Here is a 19,762-nt window from a genome sequence, read left to right on the forward strand (position 1 = left end):
GGTCCATGCCGAACAAGCCCTAAGGTCCCATTCACCGCACCAGACGGGCACTTCCGGCTTGTTCGCCCTGGACGACGTGGTGCAGATCTGCGTGGCGCGGGCAGCGACCTCAGCCATCCCGCGGCTCGACGCTGAACAGCTCTGCGGGCGTCGTCCGGAGGACGTCGCACAGGATCGTCAACGTCGTGAAGCGGACCGCGCGCGCCTTGTTGGTCTTGAGGATCGACAGGTTCGCCATCGTGATGCCTGTCCGCTCCGACAGCTCGGTGAGGGTCATGCCCCGGGCGCGCAGGACGTCGTCGAGATGGCAGCGGATGCGGTGCGGTCTCGAGAGCGCGCGCTCAGACGACACCTTCGGCCTCCTCGCGCAGGCGAGCGCCGTCGGAGAAGGCAGCGAGCAGGGCTGAGGAGATGGCGCCGAGGACGAGCAGCATGACGTGCCAGTTCGGACCGTGGGAGAAGCTGGCCAGCTGGATGCCCTGACCATGCAGATGCGCGGTGATCTGTTCAGGCATCGAATGTTCCAAGGTGAACGTGATGATCAGGTCCAGGAGGCTGCCGCTGAGAAGAGTCAGGCTCAACGCGGCGAGCGACCGGCGCGCCCGCACGCTGAAGGGTTCGCCCCGACCTATCTGGATGACCAGTCGTCGTACAGACAGCGCGGAAACCAGATAGATCAGGGTGAGGAGGCTGCCCGGAAGTGCGAAGACCAGCCGGATCCACAGGGGCAGATCGGTCAGGTAGACCGTCTGGCCCTCGACAAAGGTGAAGTCAGACTGCGGCAGCTCGGCGATCGTCGGCCGTCGGGCGTCACCGTTGGTGAAGAGCCAATGACCGGACAGGAGGACGAAGACTCCGGCAAGGCCGTTCAGTACGGCGAGGCCACCGATGACGGTGACGAGGCTCTTGGCCAGACCGGCCTCTGATCGCCGGTCCTTCAGAGTTTGGTTCCGCTTCGTCATGCCAAACCACTTGGCACCGCTTGTAGACGACATTGAGAAACGATAAACCCTCGGCGCGGTTGCTTCTGAGAATCACACCTACCGAGACGGCGCCTGTTGACAGCTGCGTGGTCGCACGTTGTCCACAACCTCCCGACGGCGGATCTCGCCGGCTTGCCAAGCTGACGTCAGTTCGCGCCGCGCGGGGTGGTGCGGCCGAGGAAACGAGGACGGATGAGCACGCCGCAACGATCTGCGACGTCGTCGCGCCGTGGAATGGTGCCCGCAGTCGTCACCGGAACCGCCGTGGTTCTGGTGCTCGGCGTCCTTCTGTGGAAGGTGGCGTCCGACCCGGTGGCGGGCCGCGGTGAGGGACAGTCCGCCGCGGATTCGACAGCGACGTGGGAAGTCTCGGCCGGTCAGCGGACCGAACCGACATCGAACAACGAACAGCTCACCGAGCCGCCCGCCGCCGCCGAGCCGCTGACCGGTCCGCCACCGGGTGACGGCGAGCCGCTCAGGGAACCCGTCGTCCCGCACGAGCGAAACCCCGACGGCCACCACGGCGCGTGGGAGAACCCGATGGGGTGGGGAAGTGCGATCACGAACGGCGTCTGGGAGATCGCCTTCCACGAGCCGGTCGAGGTGACCGAGGAGGTTGTCGCCCAAGGGTTCTACGATCCGCGCGGTGACGGTTACGAGCTGTGGGGTGTGCCGGTTGCGGTGACCAACACGAGCTCGGAGCCCCGAGCGATCGGCGCGGAGGCGGCCTTCGCGTTCCAGCGGTTCGACGGCACCGTCGAGAGCACGCGGTGCAAGGCGTACGACAACGAGGTCGAGGAGCTCGCGCGTCCTGTCCTACCGGGCGAGACCGTCGACGCGGTGGTGTGCCGCGTCGTTCCGGCTGGCGCGCCAGGTCTGTGGGCGGTGACGTTCAGCGGCGATCTGTGGACCTACGTCGGCGACCTGTGAAGCGGTCCGCCGGCGCGCGTCGAGGGCTGCACCGCCCGACCCCGAGCACGCGGGGCGGAGCCCACCGCCAGCACGACGACGCCCGGCAGGCTGGCGAACACCACCATCACCCCGTACGCGACGGCCGTCGCGACTCCCTGCTCGGCGCCGAGTCCTGCGACGCCGAACACCCAGGCCGCCATGCCCTCGCGCGGGCCCCATCCCGCGACGTTCAGCGGTAGCCCCGCCGCCAGGAGCACCAGCAGTGCGAGGGGCACCAGAGTCAGCAGCGGCGCCGTCACCCCGACGGCCCGGGCGGCGAGGAGGTACGTCGCGACGTGGCCCGCGACGGCCACCACCGAGGTGACCACAACGCCGGGCCACGCCGCACGTGCCAGGAGCCCGTGGCGCACGTCGTCACCGAGTCCGCGCAGCAGCCTGCCGAAGCGAGACGCGGTGGCCGTCGACGGAACGAGCCGGAGGGCTAGCGCCGCCACCGCCGCGGCGGCGACCAGGACCGCGAGCAACGCCGGCGCGGCGAGGCGGACCGGGGAGGGGACGAGCAGCAGCGTCGCCACCACGATGAGGACCAGGACCACCTGGCCGGCGAACCGCTCCCACGCGACCGAGCGCAACCCGCGGCTCGTGGACCCGGCGAGACGGCCGTGCCGGACACCGCGGTGGACGTCACCGAGCACCCCGGCCGGCAGCGTCACGTTGAGGAACTGTGCGCGGTAGCAGGAGGCCACCGCCGGGCCCATGGCGACGTCGACGCCCAGCCCTCGAGCCACCAGGTGCCACCGCCACGCGCACGCCGCCGTGGTCACCACGGCGACGGCAGCGGCGGCCGCCAGCGTCACCACGTCGAGCGCCCGGACACCGTCGGCGAACGGGGCCAGGCCCGTCTGCCAGACGACGACGCCGAGCACCACCGCGCCGACGATCGTGCGGACCCACCGCCACGGGACCGCCGTCGCGCGGCCGGTCGTGCGGCCAGGTGTGCCCTCCCGCATCGCACCACCTCACCGGCGTCGAGTGAACCGCAGCCGCGGCCGTCTCGTTCGTAGCACGTGTAACTCCCTGTCACCCGTGAAGAACGGAGCTGGTGTGCGCCGGGTTCACCGCGGTCCCGAACCGGCGACGCGCGCCGTCGGTGCGGGTCCCGGACCGACGAGGCGTGCCGTCGGTGCGTGGGTCCTGACGGTGCTGGCGGCCCTGCTGGTCCTCGTGGTGCTCACCGTGCCGAACCGGGTCAGCGACCTGGAGCTCGCCGCGTTCGTGCGGTTGCCGATCGTGCTCCTGGCGTTGCTCGCGGTCGCACTCGCCCTACGCCCGCGGACGGCTCGCCTACGACGGGCGATCGCCGTCGCCGTCGGGATCGTGCTCGGCCTGACCGCCGTCTTCAAGCTGCTCGACATGGCGATGTGGCACGCGCTCAACCGGCCGTTCGACCCGATGATCGACTGGCGCTACGCCGGCGACCTGAACGCGCTCGTCCGGGACCTGTTCGGCGGGCTGCTCGGCACGGTCCTGCTGGTCGCGGCGGCAGTGCTCGCTCTCGCGCTCCTGGTCCTGGTGCCGCTCTCGGTGCGGCGGCTGACGCGGGTCGCGGCCCGTCACCGACGGCCGGCCACGAAGGTGGTAGCCACCCTGCTGGCGGTGTGGGTCGTGCTCGCGGTGCTGGACGTGCGCGGCGCCGCGGGACCGGTGGCGTCGCGGGAGGGAGCCGGCTACCTCTACGGCCAGATCAGCCACATCCCCTCCGAGCTGCGTGACCGCCGGGAGTTCGCCGAGGCCGCCCAGCAGGACCCGTACCGCGACACCGATCCGGCCGATCTGCTGACTGGCCTGCGGGGCAAGGACGTGCTGTTCGTGTTCGTGGAGAGCCTCGGCCGGGTCTCCGTCGAGGGGGCCTGGTTCTCCGACCGGCTCGACTCGGCCCTCGACGACGCCACCGCGCGCCTGGCGGAGGAGGGCTTCGCCGGCCGGAGTGCGTTCCTGACCTCACCCACCTTCGGCGGGAAGAGCTGGCTGGCGCACGGCACCCTCCAGTCGGGGATGTGGACCGACACCCAGCAGCGTTACGACGTGCTCGTCACCAGCGAACGTCTCACCCTCAGCCGCCTGTTCGGACGAGCCGGCTGGCGCACGGTGGCCGCCGTCCCGGCCAACAACCGCGACTGGCCGCAGGGCGCCTTCTACGGCTACGACCACATCTACGACTCACGCAACCTCGGCTACGAGGGCCCGGAGTTCGGCTACGCCACGATGCCGGACCAGTACACCCTCGAGACCTTCGCGCGCCGCGAGCTGGCGGAGGACGACCGGCCGCCGGTGATGGCCGAGATCGACCTGATCAGCAGCCACGCACCCTGGGTCCCCACACCACCGATGATCGACCCGCAGAGCGTCGGCGACGGCTCGGTCTACGACGGCATGCCCGAGCGGCTGCCGTCCCGGAGCGACATCTGGACCTCACCGCGACGGGTCCAGGACGCCTACGCCGATTCCGTCGAGTACGCGCTCGACGCCGTCGTCTCCTTCGTGGCCACCCACGGCGACGACGACACGGTGATCGTGCTCCTCGGCGACCACCAGCCGACCACGATCGTTTCGGGCGAGGGCGCCGGCCACGACGTCCCGGTCGCGATCCTGGCCCGAGATCCCGCGGTCCTCGAACGAATCTCCGGGTGGGGCTGGGGCCACGGGCTGTGCCCGGACCCGGACGCCCCCGTGTGGCGGATGGACGCCTTCCGCGACCGGTTCCTCGGCGCCTACGGTCCCGAGACGCACAATGGGACCGGGCGGCGATGAACCCCAGCCGCTGCAGGCACGTATCTCTTCACGGGCGAGGAGGGTGGAATGCCTGAGGACGAGGGCGCGCTCATGCAGCAGCTGCACGACGAGCACGCCGCCGCCCTCTGGCACTTCTGCCTCCGCCAGGTGAGCAACGACCGAGCGCGGGCCGAGGACGTCGTCCAGGAGACGATGCTCCGCGCCTGGCGGCACCGCACCATCCTCGAGGCGCCGCCGCCGGCGGTGCGTGCGTGGCTGTTCACCGTGGCCCGCAACATCGTGATCGACCAGTGGCGCAGCCGCCGCTCGCACAACGAGATCCCGGTCGCAGACATCCCCGAGGAGGGCCCGCAGGACGACGAGAGCGACCGGCTGCTCCTGTCCTGGGTCGTGGCCGAGGCACTCACCCAGCTCTCGGCGGAGCACCAGGCCGTGCTGCTGGAGTGCTACTACCGGGGGCGTCCGGTTGCCGACGCCGCGCGGCGCCTCGGGGTCCCCGAGGGCACGGTGAAGTCCCGCACGCACTACGCCCTGCGTGCCTTGAAGCTGGCCCTGGAAGAGATGGGGGTGAGCGCATGAGCTGCCGTTTCGCCCACGACGCCGGAGCGTACGTCCTCGGCGCACTCTCGCCCGCCGAGCGGCTCGCCTTCGAGCGGCACCTGGACGGCTGCGAGGAGTGCACGAGCGCCGTGCGCGACTTCGCCGGCATCCCGGCCCTGCTGGGCCGCGTCGACGCCACGCTGCTGGAGACCCGCCCGCTGGACGAGCCGGCGCCTGACCTGGTGCCGTCGTTGGTGCGCGCCGTTCGCCGTCGCCGGCGCCGGCGCACCCTCGCCGTGGCCGGGCTCGCCGCTGCTGCCGCCGCGGCGGTCGCCGTGCCGGTGACCGTGTCGCAGGTAGCGGACGACGGCGTAGGAACCCCGGAACCGAGCGTCACGGCGACTGCCGAGCCGGAGGCCATGGAACCAGTGGGCGAGGTCCCGGTGGAGGCGACGGTCCTGATGGAGGACGTGGCGTGGGGGACCCGGCTCCGTCTCTCCTGCTCCTACGAGCCGGACTCGGTGGAGTACGAGCTTCCGCCAGAGGTGGACTACGTCCTGGTGGTGCGCACGCGCGACGGGGAGACGGAGCAGGTCGGCAGCTGGAAGTCGGTCGATGGCGCGACGATGCGGCTCGCGGCCGGGACCGCCGCGAGCCGCGAGGACATCGAGTCAGTCGAGGTGCGCACGCCGGGGGGTCGCGTGGTGCTGACGCTGGGCACCTGAGCCCGAGCGCCCGCGCCGCGCGAGGATCAGCACGCCGCCGACGATCGCCACCACCTCGGCCGCGGCGGCGGTCCAGACCTCCCAGCCTCCCCAGCTGGCGGTCACGTCGAAGAGCATGCCCTGGGTGGCGAGCACGAAGGCGGTGAGTGTCGCCAGCCCGAACCCGATGGCGAGCAGCGGCGGGAGCCAGTGCCGCCAGGCGAGCAGCAGCAGGGCGATGACGACCCCGCCGACGGCGTTGAGCATGAAGCCGGGGCCGAGCACGTCGTCGCCGCTGGCAAAGCTGAACCAGAGGTAGAGGTGCACCGCCGCCGAGACGAGGACCGCCAGCGCGGTCAGAACCCGGATCGTCATGACGTTCTCCCATCGTTCGATCGCCGGCCGCGCCGCGGGGCGCACCGGCCCGTCACGTACAAGGACGAGGTGGCACCCCCACGCGGTTCATCGACGCGTGTCTTGCGCTCCGGCGTGCGTGCCCGGAGCTCCGGCGGGTGACGACGGCGAACTTGCGCACCCGTCCGTCTTTGAGCCAGCCGCTCCACAACCGGTGCGCGACGAGCAGCTCCTCCAGGGCGAGGTGCCCCACGCGCTCGGCGATGGACCGGCCGTCGGCGACGAACGCGGCGAGCAGGGACTCGACCACCGCCTGGTGGTGGCGGCTGCACTCCTGGATCCAGGTCACCTCGAGGCCGACCCGCTCCAAGCAGGCGAGCAGATCCGGCAGGGCGACCGGCCACACGGTGTCGGCGTCCGGCATGGCCTCGCGCTCGGCGTCCGTCAGCGGACGGCCCTCCTCGACCGTGAAGGCGAACCGCCCGCCGGGGCGGAGCGCCGCGGAGACCTCCCGCACCAGCCCCTCCTTGTCGGCGAAGGCCAGCATGGTCTCGAGGAGCAGCACCACGTCGAACGGCCCGGGCGGGACCGGCGGCACGTGCGAGACCTCGAAGCGGCAGGGCAGGTCGCCGGCGCGTTCGCGCGCCAGGTCGATGGCGCTCGCGCTGTAGTCCACGCCCAGGTAGCTGTTGCCCAGCTCCGCGGTGAGGAAGCGTCCCGGCCCGGCGACGCCGCAGCACAGGTCCAGCACCGAGACGCCCGGCCCGATACCGGCGCGGCGGGCGAGCTCGAGGATCTCCCCGGCCCGCATGAGACCTTCCTGGCCGACGAACTCGTCGGGATCGTGCGCCGTCATCCGGGCGCCCCGGAGAGCCTGGTCGAAATGCCCGCGCTCGTCCTGTCTCATGGCATCCCCGGGTGCAGGCGTCGGGCCGGAGCGGTGCTGTTGCTGTCCGCTGCTCCGCTGCCGGCACCGCTGGCCGTGCCGCTGGCCGCGCGGCTGCCGACGCGTGCGGAGGGGCGATGGCGCCACAACCACAGCACGTCGCGCGCGAACGACTCGGTCAGGAGGACCAGCGCCACGCCCAGCGCGGCGTACATCGGCAACGGGGCGACGACTTCGGCCGCCACGACCACGAGCACGACACCCTGGACCGCGGTCACCGGCTTGCGCCAGTAGCGGTAGGGGAGCTGCGCCCACATCCACGGCCACACCCACCCGGCCGCCGAGAACACGTAGCGCACCACCCCGATGGCCAGGACCCACGCGCCGACGGACTGGGCGACGTAGACGCTGAGGACCAGGAGGAGGAACGCGTCGGCCTCGCCGTCGATCTTGGCGCCGAACCGTGATGCCGTGCCGGTGAGCCGGGCGACGATGCCGTCGACGGCGTCGAGGAGGAGCGCGGCCCCGGCCAGCGCCACCAGCAGCGTCACCGGTGGCTGCCCGAGGTAGGAGTCCGCCACCAGCGCCGCCACCGCGCAGGTCAACGTGGCGCGGAAGAACGTCACCAGATCGGCCGGTCCGAGCGTCACGGCCCTACCGCGGACGTACCGGATGACCGCCACGCCGAGGACGACGCCGCACGCCAGCCCGATGCCGGCGGACCGGATGCTGAGCCCGACGGTCGTCGCCAGCACGGCGAGGAGTGCGGCGAGCCCGACGAGGCCCGCCTCCAGGGCACGTTGAACCGTGACCATCGCGCCTCCGTCTTTGAAGTCGTCGTACCTTCTACTACGGAAGGTGCCGGCGTTCGGTTCACCCGTGGCAGGGAGAAACATGACGATCGAGACGGTTCGGGTCAGCTCCCGCTGGCTGGAGCTGCGCGAGCCGGCCGACGCTGCCGCGCGCTCCGCCCACCTCGTCGAAGAGGTGCGGCGCTCGCTCCCGTCTCTCACCGGCCGAGTCGGTGGCAGCGGTGGCGGCCTGGAGATCCACGACCTCGGCTGCGGCACGGGGTCGATGGCCCGCTGGCTCGGCCCGCGGCTGGACGGGCCCCAGCACTGGGTGCTGCACGACAGGGACGCCGACCTGCTGCTCCATGCCGCGGCGAACCCGCCCGGGGAGGCGGCCGACGGCTCCGTGGTCACCGTGGAGACCCGTCGCCAGGACGTCGCCTGGCTCGCGCCGGAGGAGCTGGCCAGCGCGGACCTCATTTGTGCGTCCGCACTGCTCGACATGATGACCGCCGACGAGCTGGACAGCCTCGTCGCGAGCTGCGCAAGCGTGGGATGCCCCGTGCTGATCACCCTCAGCGTCAGCGGCGGCGTCGAGCTCGCCCCGGCCGACCCGCTCGACGGCGACGTCGCCGACGCGTTCAACCTCCACCAGCGGCGCGCCACCGCAGGTCCCGACGCCGTGCGCGCCGTGGCCGACGGCTTCGCGGCACTCGGCCGTGACGTCATCGTCTGGCCGAGCCCGTGGAGGCTCGGCGCCGAGCACGCGGAACTGGTCGCGCAATGGTTCGCCGGCTGGCTGGGCGCGGCGTGCGAGCAGCGACCCGAGCTCGACGCTGCCGCGGGGCCCTACCGGCGCCGGCGCCTGGCCCAGGTGGCCGCCGGCACACTCTCACTGACCCTGCACCACGAGGACGTCCTCGTCCGGCCGGCCCCGCCGGCCAAGACCTGAGCGCCCCACCGAGAAAGCCCTACCGTCCCGAGGAGCCACATGACCACGGACCCGACCGCAAGCGCCGACCAGTCCTCGCTGAGCTGGCACGGCAAAGTCGCGCTCGTCACCGGCGCGGCCGCCGGGATCGGCGCCGCCGTCGCCAGGGCGCTGGTCTCGCGTGGCGGCGTGGTTCTCGGGATCGACCGTGACGAGACCGCGCTCGCAGCCACGGGGTCCGCGCTCGACGGCGCACCCGGCAACTTCGTACCGATCGCCGCAGAGCTGACGGACACGGAACGGCTCGACGAGGTCGCGGCCGACATCCAGTCGCGCCACGGCGGGCTCGACGCCGTGGTGTGCGCCGCCGGGATCCAGCGGTACGGCACCGTCGAGGCCACGTCGCCGGACCTGTACCGCGAGGTCATGGACGTCAACCTCGGCGGTGCGTTCAACGCCTGCCGCATCGGCGTGCCGCTCCTGCGGGCGCGTGGCGGGGGGGGGGCGGTGGTCCTCGTCGCGTCCGTCCAGGCCTTCGCCACGCAGACCGGCGTCGCCGCGTACTCCGCCAGCAAGGGCGCCCTGGTGTCCCTGACCAAGGCGATGGCCGTCGACCACGCCCGCGAGGGCATCCGCGTGAACGCCGTGTGCCCCGGCTCGGTCGACACCCCGATGTTGCGGTGGGCGGCCGGTCAGTTCAGCGAGGGCGGCGACCCGGACGATCTGGTCGCCGACTGGGGACGTGCCCACCCGCTCGGCCGGGTCGCCCAGCCGGCGGAGGTCGCCGAGGCCGTCGAGTTCCTGCTCAGCCCGCGTGCTTCCTTCATCACCGGCGCGGAGCTCAAGGTCGACGGCGGACTCACGGCCGGCCTCGCCGTCGCCCTGCCCGAGGGCGGCCACTGACCGCCGAACAAGCCCTAACTGCTCGTCCAAGTGCGCAGACGCGCAGTTACCGCTTGCTCGGCGGGGCTGCCGGAGCCGAGGTGAGTGCGCGGATGCCTGGCAGGAGGGCGAGCAGGTGCACCACCACGGCGGTGACCCCGAGCACGACCGCCCAGCCTGTGTGCCCCGCGCCGTGCAGGGCAAGCACCGCGAGCCCGAACACCCCCACCTTCACCGCCGGCCGGACCCCGTGTCCGCCGTATGGCGCCCGCGGCGCGGCGAAGAAGTACCAGGCGACGGCGGCAGCCACTGGCAGCACCCACACCAGCAACCACCGCGGCTCCTGTTGCCAGCCCCACACACCGAACGCCGCCATGGCCGCCAGCTCGGCGACGAAGAGCACCGTCAGTACCACCCACCCGAGGATCACCACGGTGCGATCATCCCGCTCCCCGGTGGCCGGGCGGCACCGACTCTTGGCTAGCGTTCAGGGTTCGTTCGAACGAGGTTCCGAGAGGTTAGGGCCGGACAGCCAGCAGAGCGGCCCGCTCCGCACGTCGACGCCCCCACCACACCGACGGGACGGCGCCCGCTCGCGGTCGACGGGTACGCCCATCGACGTGGTGGCGGCGTCCGTAAGGGTAGGGCGCCGATCCGGAAGGCTTTTCCTTCGGTAGTCCCGCCGATCGGACGAGCAGCGTGCGTCGCCGACACTATCCCTCGGGCCCCGCCAGGGTCAGCGGCACGCCGCCGGCGCGCAGCTGGCTCGCCGCGTCGCCGGAGAACCCGGTGTCCGTGATGACCTCGTCGAAGGCCGTCAGCGGGGCAACCCGGTGCATCGCGAAGGTGCCGTACTTGGTCGCGTCGGCGAGCAGGATCGAGGTCGAGGCCACCTCCATCGCCGCGTGCTTGACGTCCACCTTGGACTCCGACGGCGTGGTGACCCCCCGGGTGCCGTCCCACGAGCTGGCGCTCAGGAACGCGACGTCGACGTTGATCTGGCGCAGGGTCGCGGCGGCCAGGCGCCCGATGCTCGACCGGTTGCGGTTCTCGACGTGGCCGCCGACGTGCACCAGCTCGAGGTCGTGGTCCATCAGCAGGCTCAAGGTGGTGAAGTCGTTGGTGACCACCGTCAGGTCCGTGAGCGTGAGCAGCGCCGGCACGAGCGCGGCGACGGTCGTGCCGGCGTCGAGGTAGATGGCCGCACCCGAGCTCACCCGACTGGCCGCCTCCGCCGCGATGGCCTCCTTGAGGTCGAGGTGGGTGACGGCCTTGACCTCGTAGCTGGGCTCGGAGTGGAGGTGACGGGCCAGGCGCACCCCGCCGGTGACCGAGACGGCGCGCCCCTCCGCCTCCAGGGCGGCGATGTCGCGGCGCACCGTCATGTGCGAGACGCCGAGCTTGGTGGTGAGCTCACGGACGGACAGCACGACGTCCTGCTCCAGCAGGGTGACCATCCGTTGCCGGCGCTGCTCGGGGATCAGCGCGAGCGGTGGCTGGTTCTCCGCGCTCTCGCTCCCCGCACTGCTGCCGCCGGCCGTCATCGTCCGGACGTTAACAGATCATCACGCGTCATCACAGAGGCCGCCGCCAGGCGTTCATGACGTGTGACCGCCCGCCGACGGCGTCCAGGGGCTTCCGTGGCGCTCCGCCAGCTCGAGGACCTCGCCCTCCGTCAAGGTCCGCGGCCGGGCGGGGGAGAGCAGCACGGTCAGCCGTGCTGCCTCCTCGAGCTCGACCGCCGAGTCGACGGCCGCGTCGAGGTCCACGCCGGCGACCACGGGGCCGTGGTTCTGCAGCAGCGCGGCGCGCAGCGGCACCTCGAGCGATTCGAGCGTGTCGGCCTGGCGCCGATCACCCGGAGCGGCGTACGGCACCAGCGGCGTCTGACCCACCCGCATGACGAAGTACGGCGTCAGGGGCGCCAGCGCGCTGGTCGGGCTCCACGGTGGCAGGCAGGACGCCGCGGCGGCGTAGGGGCTGTGGACGTGGACGACGGCACGGGCCGCCGGGTCGCGCCGGTACATCGCCCGGTGCAGCCAGCGTTCCTTCGACGGGGCCGGCCCGGCGACCGGTTCACCGTCGAGGCCGAGCACGGACAGCGAGTCGGCGGTGAGGGCGTCCAGGCGCGCGCCGGTGGGTGACATGAGGACGACGTCGCCGTCGCGGACGCTGATGTTGCCCGACGTGCCCGGCGAGAGGCCGGCGGCCACCGCGGCCCGCCCGGCGGCGACCACGGCCCGCCCGGCGGCGCCCAGGTCCCCGGCCGGGTCGCCGGCTGGTCCGGTGGCCGGCGTCATCGCAGCATCTCCCAGGCGTCGACGAAGAAGTCGGGGCCTCCGAAATTTCCCGACTTGAGGCTGAGGGCGCACGTGGCGGAGACCTCGCCGGTCGTCCCCGGGGCGGCCCTCGTGCTCGTGCCCTCGCCGGCGAGTCCCGTGCCCGGGTCCCCGGGCGCCAACTCCCCGGACGCCCAGCAGACCCCCGGGCTGATCGCCGGGCCGATCGCCAGGGTCCGGACGTCGAGCGCGGCGATCACGCTCCCCGATGTCTCGCCGCCGCCGACCACGAACCGGCGCACGCCCCGGGCGGCCAGCGTCGCCGCGGTCCGCGCGAACGTGCGTTCCAGCAGGGCGGCCTCGTCCGGGGAGACGTCGCTGTCCGGCGGCGCCGCGTGGACGAGCACCGGCCGCTCGGCGTCCTCGGACCAGCGCTCCAGGCACCAGCCGACGGCCCGGTCGGCCGCCGGCGCGACGCCGTCCTCACCCGCCGGCGGAGAGATCGCCAGCACCGGCTGGTGAGCGCGGGCACGCTCCACCTGCTCGCGGCTCGCCCGGGACTGGCTGCCGACCAGGCTCACCGACGGCCCGGGTGCGCCGACGGCGACGGCCGCCGACTCGCCGCCACGCCCCCACGCGGTGACGAGCCCGGCCGCGCCGGTCGTCAGCGGCAGGTCCGCCGTCGCGCGGTGGATCGCGGCCAGGTCCCCGTCCTCGATCGCGTCGAGGACGACGGCGCGCACGCCGCCGCGCCGGGCGGCGTCCAAGGCAGCAGGCAGGTCGCCGCGCACGTGCTCGAGCGCCACGGCGGAGACGCGGCCACTCATCTGCGGCTGCAGGAGCCGGACGAGGTGGGAGTCCCGCATGGGCGTCAGCGGGTGGTCGCGCATCGAGCTCTCCGCGAGGAGCTCGTTCCCGACGAAGAGATAGCCGCGGTAGACCGTTCGGCCCGTCGCCGGGAACGAGGGCACGACCACCGTCGTCGGCGAGCCGAGATCGTCGAGCAACGCCTCCAGGACGGGGCCGATGTTCCCGCGCGGCGTGGAGTCGAAGGTCGAGCAGTACTTGAGGTGGAAGCGGCGGGCGCCCTGCTGGCGGAGCCAGCCGAGCGCCCGGCGGCTGGCGTCCACGGCGGTGGCCACGGGCGCCGTCCGGGACCGCAGCGCGACGACGAGCACGTCCGCGTCCGGCGGTACCGTGCCCGCCGCGGGGACGTCGACGCACACGACGCTCCGCAGCCCTCGTTCGGACGCCATCAGGGCGAGGTCCGTCGCTCCGGTGAGGTCGTCGGCGACGACACCGATGGGCAGCGCTTCTTCCGGCATGTGAAACGACGATACAGATGTTGACGCACATGTGAAACCGCTCTAGGTTCGTCCGTATCGACACCCGGTCCTCGGGTGTGCTGAGCGAGCGGCGACGACGGCGCAGGGAGATCGATGAAGGTTCCGCAGCGGCCAGAGCGGGACGGCGACGACGACGCCGTTCGTCTCGCTCTCACCGGAGCGGCCGGCGGGTTCGCCCGCACGCTGCTGCCCTCGGCACGTCGGCACCCCGGCATCCGTCCCGCCGTGCTGTGCGACCTCGACATCGCCGCCCTGCGCCGGACCTGCCGTTCGTCCGGCTACGCCGAAGCGGACCTGATCCAGTGCCACGACCGCGCTGAGGTCAGGGACGCGGTCGGCGCGGGCCGGATCGCCGTCGTCGCCGACCCGGAGCTGCTCGACCCGGCCGCCTACGACGTCGTCGTCGAGGCCACCGGCCGCGCCACCACCGGCTACGACGTCGCGTCCGCAGCGATCGTCGCCGGCCGCCACGTCGTCATGGTCACGAAGGAGGCGCACGCCACCGCCGGGCCGCAGCTCGAGGCGGCCGCGGCGGCGGCCGGGGTCCGGCTGCTGCCCGTCGAGGGTGACCAGCCAGCGAACCTCGTCGCTCTGGTGACCTGGGCCCGGGAGTGCGGCCTGGACGTACTCGCCGCCGGCAAGGCCGGCGAGTACGACGTCGTCCTCGACGCGGCGACCGGCCGGGGCCGGTACCTGGAGAACGAGGTCGACGACGGTTCGCTGCGCGGCCTCTGGCAGCTCGAGGGTTCGGTCGAGGAGGTCCTCGCCGCGCGCGCCGACGCGCTGGGGCCTGTGGACCTGCGCTCGGCCGCCGACGTGTGCGAGATGACCGTCGCCGCCAACGCGCTGGGCCTCGACGCGGACGTCGACACGCTCCACCACCCGCTCGTCCGCGTCCCGGAGCTCGCGGACGTCTACGCCGCGCGGGAGCACGGCGGCATCCGCCGCACCGACGGCGTCGTCGACGTCTTCACGCTCCTGCGACGCAGCGACGAGGCCAGCTTCGGCGGCGGGGTCTTCGCCGTCGTCCGCGGCGACGACCCCGGCACGTTCGACGTCCTCGCCGCCAAGGGGCACGTGATCAGCCGGGACCGTCGCTACGCCTGCGTCTACTGGCCGCACCACCTGATGGGCCTGGAGGCCGTCCGCTCGATCGTCGCGGCGGCTCGCCGCACCTCACCGATGGCGTCGGGGTCGGCGCCGGCGCCGGACAACCAGTCGGACCCCGAACCGATGGTGATGTACGGCGTCGCGCGGGGCCGGCTGCCGGCCGGCGAACGGCTGACGGTCGCCGGCCACCACCACGACATCGCCGGCGTCGAGCCGCGACTCGGCCGGCGGGCGCCGCGTGACGTGGTGCCCTTCTACCTCCTGGACGGCGCCGTCGTCACCAGGGAGATCCCGGCCGGCACGCCGATCCGGGCGTCCGACGTCCGTGTCCCACCGTCCTCCCTCGCCCAGGCGGTTGCGCCGGCCGGCGGGTCGGCGGCGCAAGAACCCACCAGCTCTCGAGGAGCGTCGGCATGACCCCATATCAGCCAGGGCCCAGCAGGCGGACCGTGCTCGGAGCGGGTCTGCTCGGCCTGGCCGCACCCGTCCTGGGCTCCTGCGCCCGGTTCACCGGCGACTACTCCTCCGGCCAGAGCGTCCGGTTCTGGAACCTCTTCTCCGGCGGGGACGGGGTGCTCCTGGAGGAGATCCTCGCCGAGATCACGCCGATCGTCGGCTCGGTCCACTCGACCGTGCTCGAGTGGGGGCAGCCGTACTACACCAAGCTCGCGATGGCCTCCACCGGCGGGCGCGGCCCCGACCTGGCGATCCTGCACCTGTCCCGTCTGCCGGGCTACGCGCCGGGCGGCCTGCTCGAGCCGTTCGACCTCGACCTCCTCGCCGAGTTCGGGATCCGGCCCGAGGACTTCGACCAGAAGCTGTGGTCCCGAGGCGTCTTCGACGGCGAGCAGCGCGCGATCCCCATGGACACCCACCCCTTCATCAGCTTCTATCAGCGCGAGCCGCTCGACGCTGCCGGGATGTTGACCACCGACGGCGTGCTCCGTGAGTTCGAGGGCGGGGACGACTTCCTCGCCGCCCTCGACGAGCTCCACGCCACCAGCGGCCTGACGCCGGTGAGCTTCGGGCACATCAACCACGACTCACAGGCATGGCGGATCTTCTGGTCGCTGCTCAGTCAGCAGGGCACGAAGTTCGAGCTCGGCGAGGGGGTCGTGGACATCGACGTCGACGGCGTGGAGCGGGTGATGGCCTTCCTCGGTCAGCTGTTCGACGGCACCCGCGCCCTGCCCAACCAGCAGTCGGCGGCGTCGGAGGCGTCCTTCGTCAACGGCCGCTCCGCCATGCACTTCAACGGCGAGTGGGAGCTCACGACGTTCCGCGACGCGGAGGTCCCCGACCTGGGTGCTTCGCCGTTCCCCACGATCCTCGGAGAGCCGGCCGGCGCGGCCGACTCCCACTCCTTCGTCCTGCCCGCCCAGCTGGCCGCCGACGAGGCCAAGCGGCGTGAGGCGCACCAGTTCGTGGCCGAGTTCCTCAAGGCCAGCATCACGTGGGCGGAGGCGGGCCACATCCCCGCCTACACACCCGTGACCCAGACCTCCGAGTACCAGCAGCTCGAGCCGCAGCGCGACTACGTCCAGGCGTCCGAGACCGCCGCGCTGGACCCCCAGGCGTGGTTCACCGGGTCCGGGTCCGAGTTCCAGCGAGAGGCCGGCTTCCCGGTCCAGAACGCGATCCTCGGCGGCGACCCGGCACGCGCCGCAGATGAGCTCGTCCGGTACTGCGAGCAGAGAGCCGCCGAACCCAACCCGACCACAGGTGGTGTGCAGTGAGTACGGATGCGCTGACGAAGACCCGCGAAAGCTCAGCAGCCCCGGCGCCGGGTGAAGGCGGTGGCGGCGGTGGAGGCAGCGGCAACGACCGCCGTCGGCGAAAGCGGTCCTGGTCCGCCGGCTGGTTCGTGTTCCCCTTCCTGGTCTTCTTCGTGCTGTTCATGATCTGGCCGATCGTCTACGGCATCTGGCTCAGCCTCACCGACCAGTCGCTCGTCGGTGGCGCCCCGAACTTCGTCGGGCTCACGAACTACGCCAATGCGTTGTCCGACCCGACCGCGTGGCGAGCCCTGGGCCACACGGCGTTCTTCACCCTGATCAGCACGGTGCCGCTGGTGCTGATCGCGCTGTTGATGGCGATCGTGGTCTACACCGGCGTGCGCGGTCAGTGGCTCTGGCGGCTGGCGTTCTTCGCGCCCTACCTGCTGCCCGTCGCGACCGTGGCGATGATCTGGAGCTGGCTGCTCGAGGAGAACCTCGGCCTGGTGAACCAAACGCTCGCCTCGCTCGGCATCGGCAGCATCGGCTGGCTCTCCGACGAGAACGCAGCCATGTGGTCGGTCACCATGGCGACGGTGTGGTGGACGGTGGGGTTCAACTTCCTGCTCTACCTCTCGGCGATGCAGGCGATCCCGAACCACCTGTACGAGGCGGCCTCCATCGACGGTGCCGGCCCCTTCCGCCGGCTGTGGAACATCACGTTGCCACAGCTCGGGCGCATCACCGGCGTGGTCCTGATCCTGCAGATCCTGTCCTCGTTGAAGGTGTTCGACCAGATCTACCTGATGACCAAGGGCGGACCGAACGGTGCCACCCAGTCCTTCCTGCTCTACGTCTACGACGCCGGGTTCACGGGCTACCGCCTCGGCTACGCGGCCGCGCTGTCGTACCTGTTCCTGGCGCTCATCGTGATCGTCTCGATCGCCCAGGTGCTCATCGCCCGCCGGAGGGAGACCCCCGCATGACCGCCACGTCCGCAGCTCCGCTGACCACCGGGAGCCCGCGCAGGGGGAGACTCCGGAGGTTGACCGCGCAGACCGAGCAGGAACGGCTCCTCCTCGGCACTTCCTGGGGCCCGCGCGTCCTGACCTGGGGCGCCCTCCTCGTCATGACCGTGCTGTGGCTGATCCCCATGGCCTGGGCCGTCAACACCTCCTTCAAGACCGAGGCCGACGCCGGTGCGCTGCCCCTGTCGTGGATCCCGCCCGACGGCTTCACGCTCGACTCGTACCGGGACGTGCTGGCCGCGGGGAACCTCCAGAACTGGTTCCTCAACAGCGTCGTCGTCGCGCTGATGGTCACCGTCCTGACCATGGTGGTCTCGGCGCTCGCCGCCTACGGGTTCTCGCGCACCACCTTCCGGGGCAAGAACCTGCTGTTCGCCCTCACGATCGGCTCGATCATGGTGCCGCCGCAGATCCTCGTGGTGCCGCTGTTCCAGCAGATGGTCAGCTGGCGGCTGGTCGACACCTACTGGGGCATCGCGCTGCCCCAGGTGATCGCACCCGTGATGGTCTTCATCCTCAAGAAGTTCTTCGACGGCGTCCCCGTCGAGCTCGAGGAGGCCGCACGGATCGACGGTGCCTCGCGGCTACGGATCTTCATGTCGATCGTCCTGCCGCTCTCGCGCCCGATCCTGGCCGCCGTCGGAATCTTCGTGTTCATCAACGCCTGGAACAACTTCCTGTGGCCGTTCATCGTGACGAGCGAGCCCGAGCTGATGACGCTGCCCGTCGGCCTGCCGAACGTGCTCAGCGCCTACGGTCAGATCTACTCGCAGGAGATGGCGGCGGCCACGCTGGCTGGGCTGCCGCTCATCATCGTCTTCATGCTGTTCCAGCGTCAGATCGTGCAGAGCGTGGCGACGACCGGGCTCGGCGGCCAGTGACCTGCCGGGACGACTGCTGAGCACGCTTGCGCAACGACGACGGAGCACGCCGTCGAACCACGCCGCCGAAACAAGGAGAGCCCTGGATGACCACGCCCGCCCGCATCGTCGTCGACGACGACTACGAGATCGCCGACGTCGACCCGAGGGTCTACGGCTCGTTCGTCGAGCACATGGGCCGCTGCGTGTACGACGGGATCTACGCCCCCGAGCACGGGTCGGCGGACGCGGACGGCTTCCGGGGCGACGTCGCCGAACTCGTCCGTGAGCTCGGCCCGACGATCCTGCGCTACCCGGGCGGGAACTTCGTCTCCGGCTACGAGTGGGAGGACGGCGTCGGCCCGCGGTCCGAGCGGCCGGAACGGCTGGACCTGGCGTGGCGCAGCGTCGAGTCCAACCAGGTCGGCACCGACGAGTTCCTCCGGTACTGCCGGACGGTCGGAGCGGACCCGATGATGGCGGTCAACCTCGGTACCCGCGGGATCTCCGAGGCCGTCGCGCTGCTGGAGTACTGCAACATCCCGGGGGGCACGCCGGCCTCCGACCTGCGCCGGCGGCACGGCACCGAGGACCCGTACGGGGTCAAGGTGTGGTGCCTGGGCAACGAGATGGACGGTCCGTGGCAGCTCGGGCACAAGAGCGCCGACGACTACGGCAAGCTGGCCGCGCAGACCGCCGTCGCCATGAAGCGGGTGGACCCGTCGATCGAGGTCGTGGCCTGCGGGACGTCGAAGCCGATCATGCCGACGTTCGGCAGCTGGGAAGCGACCGTGCTGGAGCACGCCTATCCGCACGTCGACCACGTCTCCATGCACATGTACGCAGACCCGGACAAGTACGCCGACACCGCGGACTTCCTCGCCGCGGGCGTCGACATCGACGAGTACATCGGCTCCGTCGTCGCCAGCGTGGACTACGCCCGCGCGGCCGGGCGGCACAACCGGCGACTCTCGCTCTCCTTCGACGAGTGGAACGTCTGGTACAACTCCCGCCCCCGGGACCTGGGGAACTGGCCGCACGCGCCGCGGCTCATCGAGGACACCTACACGCTCGCCGACGCCGTCGTCGTCGGCAGCTTCCTGAACTCGATGCTGCGGGCGAGCGACCGCGTGCGCATGGCATGCCTCGCGCAGCTCGTCAACGTCATCGCCCCCATCCGGACCGAGCCGGGCGCCGGGACGGTGTGGCGCCAGCCCACGTTCTACCCGTTCGCGCTCACCGCGCGTCACGGTCGCGGCACGTCGCTGCGTCCCAGCGTGAGCTGCCCGCGGAGCACCACCACGGGGCACGACGACGTCCCCGTCCTGGACGTCGCCGCCGTGCGCGGTGACGACGGCGAGCACGTCGTGTTCGTGGTCAACCGCTCGACCGAGACGGCCGTCGCGGCGGAGCTGGACCTACGGGGCGCGCCGGCGGGCGACCGCACGATCGTGCACACGTGCCTCAGCGGCCCCGAGCTCGGAGCCACGAACGGTCCCGACCGCCCGGACGCCGTGGCACCGGCCACGCACGAGGCCGTACCGCTGCGACAGGGCGAGCCGACGGTCGAGCTGCCGCCCGGTTCGTGGTCCATGCTGCGCGTGCGACGCTCCTAGCGGCCCCGAGACCCAGGCCGCCACCGGCCGCC

The 19,762-nt window shown here is 71.9% G+C and carries 21 protein-coding genes; 11 read left to right on the forward strand and 10 right to left on the reverse strand.

From position 1 onward, the window contains the following. Positions 1–109: 109 nt before the first annotated feature. Both ABD907_RS18570 and ABD907_RS18575 read right to left on the reverse strand, forming a co-directional pair. Complete coding sequence (locus ABD907_RS18570; RefSeq protein ID WP_345218303.1) at positions 110–352, reverse strand: helix-turn-helix domain-containing protein; 243 nt, start codon at positions 350–352, stop codon at positions 110–112. Continuing rightward, positions 342–962, reverse strand: a complete 621-nt coding sequence (locus ABD907_RS18575) for a hypothetical protein (protein ID WP_345218305.1) — start codon at positions 960–962, stop codon at positions 342–344. Before ABD907_RS18575 ends, ABD907_RS18570 begins: the two co-directional genes overlap by 11 nt. 213 nt (positions 963–1,175) lie before the next feature. Here ABD907_RS18575 and ABD907_RS18580 point away from each other — a divergent pair, with 213 nt between their 5' ends. Further along, positions 1,176–1,913, forward strand: a complete 738-nt coding sequence (locus tag ABD907_RS18580; RefSeq protein ID WP_345218307.1) for a hypothetical protein — start codon at positions 1,176–1,178, stop codon at positions 1,911–1,913. Here ABD907_RS18580 and ABD907_RS18585 read toward each other — a convergent pair. Continuing rightward, positions 1,895–2,905: a lysylphosphatidylglycerol synthase transmembrane domain-containing protein gene (locus ABD907_RS18585; RefSeq protein ID WP_345218309.1), complete on the reverse strand. Its 1,011-nt coding sequence runs from the start codon at positions 2,903–2,905 to the stop codon at positions 1,895–1,897. The two genes, ABD907_RS18580 and ABD907_RS18585, sit on opposite strands and share 19 nt — an antisense overlap. A 94-nt stretch (positions 2,906–2,999) precedes the next feature. Here ABD907_RS18585 and ABD907_RS18590 point away from each other — a divergent pair, with 94 nt between their 5' ends. From ABD907_RS18590 to ABD907_RS18600, 3 genes are read left to right on the forward strand one after another with little or no spacing between them, the layout of a single operon-like run. Further along, on the forward strand, positions 3,000–4,706 hold the full coding sequence (locus tag ABD907_RS18590; RefSeq protein WP_345218311.1) for a sulfatase-like hydrolase/transferase: 1,707 nt from the start codon (positions 3,000–3,002) through the stop codon (positions 4,704–4,706). 48 nt (positions 4,707–4,754) lie between these two features. Further along, the gene (locus ABD907_RS18595; RefSeq protein WP_345218313.1) at positions 4,755–5,267 is read left to right on the forward strand and encodes a sigma-70 family RNA polymerase sigma factor; all 513 of its coding nucleotides are present in this window, start codon (positions 4,755–4,757) and stop codon (positions 5,265–5,267) included. Continuing rightward, positions 5,264–5,953, forward strand: a complete 690-nt coding sequence (locus tag ABD907_RS18600; protein ID WP_345218315.1) for an anti-sigma factor family protein — start codon at positions 5,264–5,266, stop codon at positions 5,951–5,953. Before ABD907_RS18595 ends, ABD907_RS18600 begins: the two co-directional genes overlap by 4 nt. Here ABD907_RS18600 and ABD907_RS18605 read toward each other — a convergent pair. From ABD907_RS18605 to ABD907_RS18615, 3 genes are read right to left on the reverse strand one after another with little or no spacing between them, the layout of a single operon-like run. Beyond that, a complete protein-coding gene (locus ABD907_RS18605) occupies positions 5,900–6,307 on the reverse strand; it encodes a hypothetical protein (RefSeq protein WP_345218317.1) in 408 nt (135 codons plus the stop codon). The genes ABD907_RS18600 and ABD907_RS18605 overlap by 54 nt on opposite strands. Before the next feature lie 52 nt (positions 6,308–6,359). Further along, positions 6,360–7,193 carry a class I SAM-dependent methyltransferase gene (locus tag ABD907_RS18610; protein ID WP_345218319.1) on the reverse strand — a complete coding sequence of 278 codons (834 nt, stop codon included), beginning with the start codon at positions 7,191–7,193 and terminating at the stop codon, positions 6,360–6,362. Then, positions 7,190–7,987, reverse strand: a complete 798-nt coding sequence (locus tag ABD907_RS18615; protein ID WP_345218321.1) for a CDP-alcohol phosphatidyltransferase family protein — start codon at positions 7,985–7,987, stop codon at positions 7,190–7,192. Before ABD907_RS18615 ends, ABD907_RS18610 begins: the two co-directional genes overlap by 4 nt. A 79-nt stretch (positions 7,988–8,066) precedes the next feature. Here ABD907_RS18615 and ABD907_RS18620 point away from each other — a divergent pair, with 79 nt between their 5' ends. Together ABD907_RS18620 and ABD907_RS18625 are read left to right on the forward strand one after the other, a co-directional pair. Continuing rightward, positions 8,067–8,915 (forward strand): class I SAM-dependent methyltransferase, encoded by an 849-nt coding sequence (locus tag ABD907_RS18620; RefSeq protein WP_345218323.1) that lies wholly within the window; start codon positions 8,067–8,069, stop codon positions 8,913–8,915. 39 nt (positions 8,916–8,954) lie between these two features. Continuing rightward, positions 8,955–9,797 (forward strand): SDR family NAD(P)-dependent oxidoreductase, encoded by an 843-nt coding sequence (locus tag ABD907_RS18625; protein ID WP_345218324.1) that lies wholly within the window; start codon positions 8,955–8,957, stop codon positions 9,795–9,797. Between the two features lie 46 nt (positions 9,798–9,843). Here ABD907_RS18625 and ABD907_RS18630 read toward each other — a convergent pair whose 3' ends face one another. The 4 genes from ABD907_RS18630 to otnK form a co-directional block, all read right to left on the reverse strand. Beyond that, positions 9,844–10,209: a YrdB family protein gene (locus ABD907_RS18630; protein ID WP_345218326.1), complete on the reverse strand. Its 366-nt coding sequence runs from the start codon at positions 10,207–10,209 to the stop codon at positions 9,844–9,846. A gap of 280 nt (positions 10,210–10,489) precedes the next feature. Beyond that, positions 10,490–11,320 carry a DeoR/GlpR family DNA-binding transcription regulator gene (locus ABD907_RS18635; protein ID WP_345218328.1) on the reverse strand — a complete coding sequence of 277 codons (831 nt, stop codon included), beginning with the start codon at positions 11,318–11,320 and terminating at the stop codon, positions 10,490–10,492. Positions 11,321–11,374: 54 nt separating this feature from the next. Further along, the gene (locus ABD907_RS18640; protein ID WP_345218330.1) at positions 11,375–12,076 is read right to left on the reverse strand and encodes a class II aldolase/adducin family protein; all 702 of its coding nucleotides are present in this window, start codon (positions 12,074–12,076) and stop codon (positions 11,375–11,377) included. Beyond that, positions 12,073–13,380, reverse strand: a complete 1,308-nt coding sequence (otnK, locus tag ABD907_RS18645) for a 3-oxo-tetronate kinase (RefSeq protein WP_345218333.1) — start codon at positions 13,378–13,380, stop codon at positions 12,073–12,075. Before otnK ends, ABD907_RS18640 begins: the two co-directional genes overlap by 4 nt. Positions 13,381–13,494: 114 nt before the next feature. Between otnK and ABD907_RS18650 the strand changes: the two genes are divergently transcribed. From ABD907_RS18650 to arfA, 5 genes are all read left to right on the forward strand, one after another. Then, positions 13,495–14,928, forward strand: coding sequence for an SAF domain-containing protein (locus ABD907_RS18650; RefSeq protein ID WP_345218335.1), 1,434 nt, complete (start codon positions 13,495–13,497; stop codon positions 14,926–14,928). Further along, positions 14,925–16,247 (forward strand): extracellular solute-binding protein, encoded by a 1,323-nt coding sequence (locus ABD907_RS18655; RefSeq protein ID WP_345218336.1) that lies wholly within the window; start codon positions 14,925–14,927, stop codon positions 16,245–16,247. Before ABD907_RS18650 ends, ABD907_RS18655 begins: the two co-directional genes overlap by 4 nt. Then, the gene (locus ABD907_RS18660; RefSeq protein WP_345218340.1) at positions 16,244–17,212 is read left to right on the forward strand and encodes a carbohydrate ABC transporter permease; all 969 of its coding nucleotides are present in this window, start codon (positions 16,244–16,246) and stop codon (positions 17,210–17,212) included. Before ABD907_RS18655 ends, ABD907_RS18660 begins: the two co-directional genes overlap by 4 nt. Then, the gene (locus ABD907_RS18665; RefSeq protein WP_486334119.1) at positions 17,209–18,135 is read left to right on the forward strand and encodes a carbohydrate ABC transporter permease; all 927 of its coding nucleotides are present in this window, start codon (positions 17,209–17,211) and stop codon (positions 18,133–18,135) included. Before ABD907_RS18660 ends, ABD907_RS18665 begins: the two co-directional genes overlap by 4 nt. An 86-nt stretch (positions 18,136–18,221) precedes the next feature. After that, a complete protein-coding gene (gene arfA / locus ABD907_RS18670; RefSeq protein ID WP_345218344.1) occupies positions 18,222–19,730 on the forward strand; it encodes an arabinosylfuranosidase ArfA in 1,509 nt (502 codons plus the stop codon). The last annotated feature ends 32 nt before the right edge of the window (positions 19,731–19,762 follow it).

It is taken from the genome of Georgenia halophila (assembly GCF_039541595.1).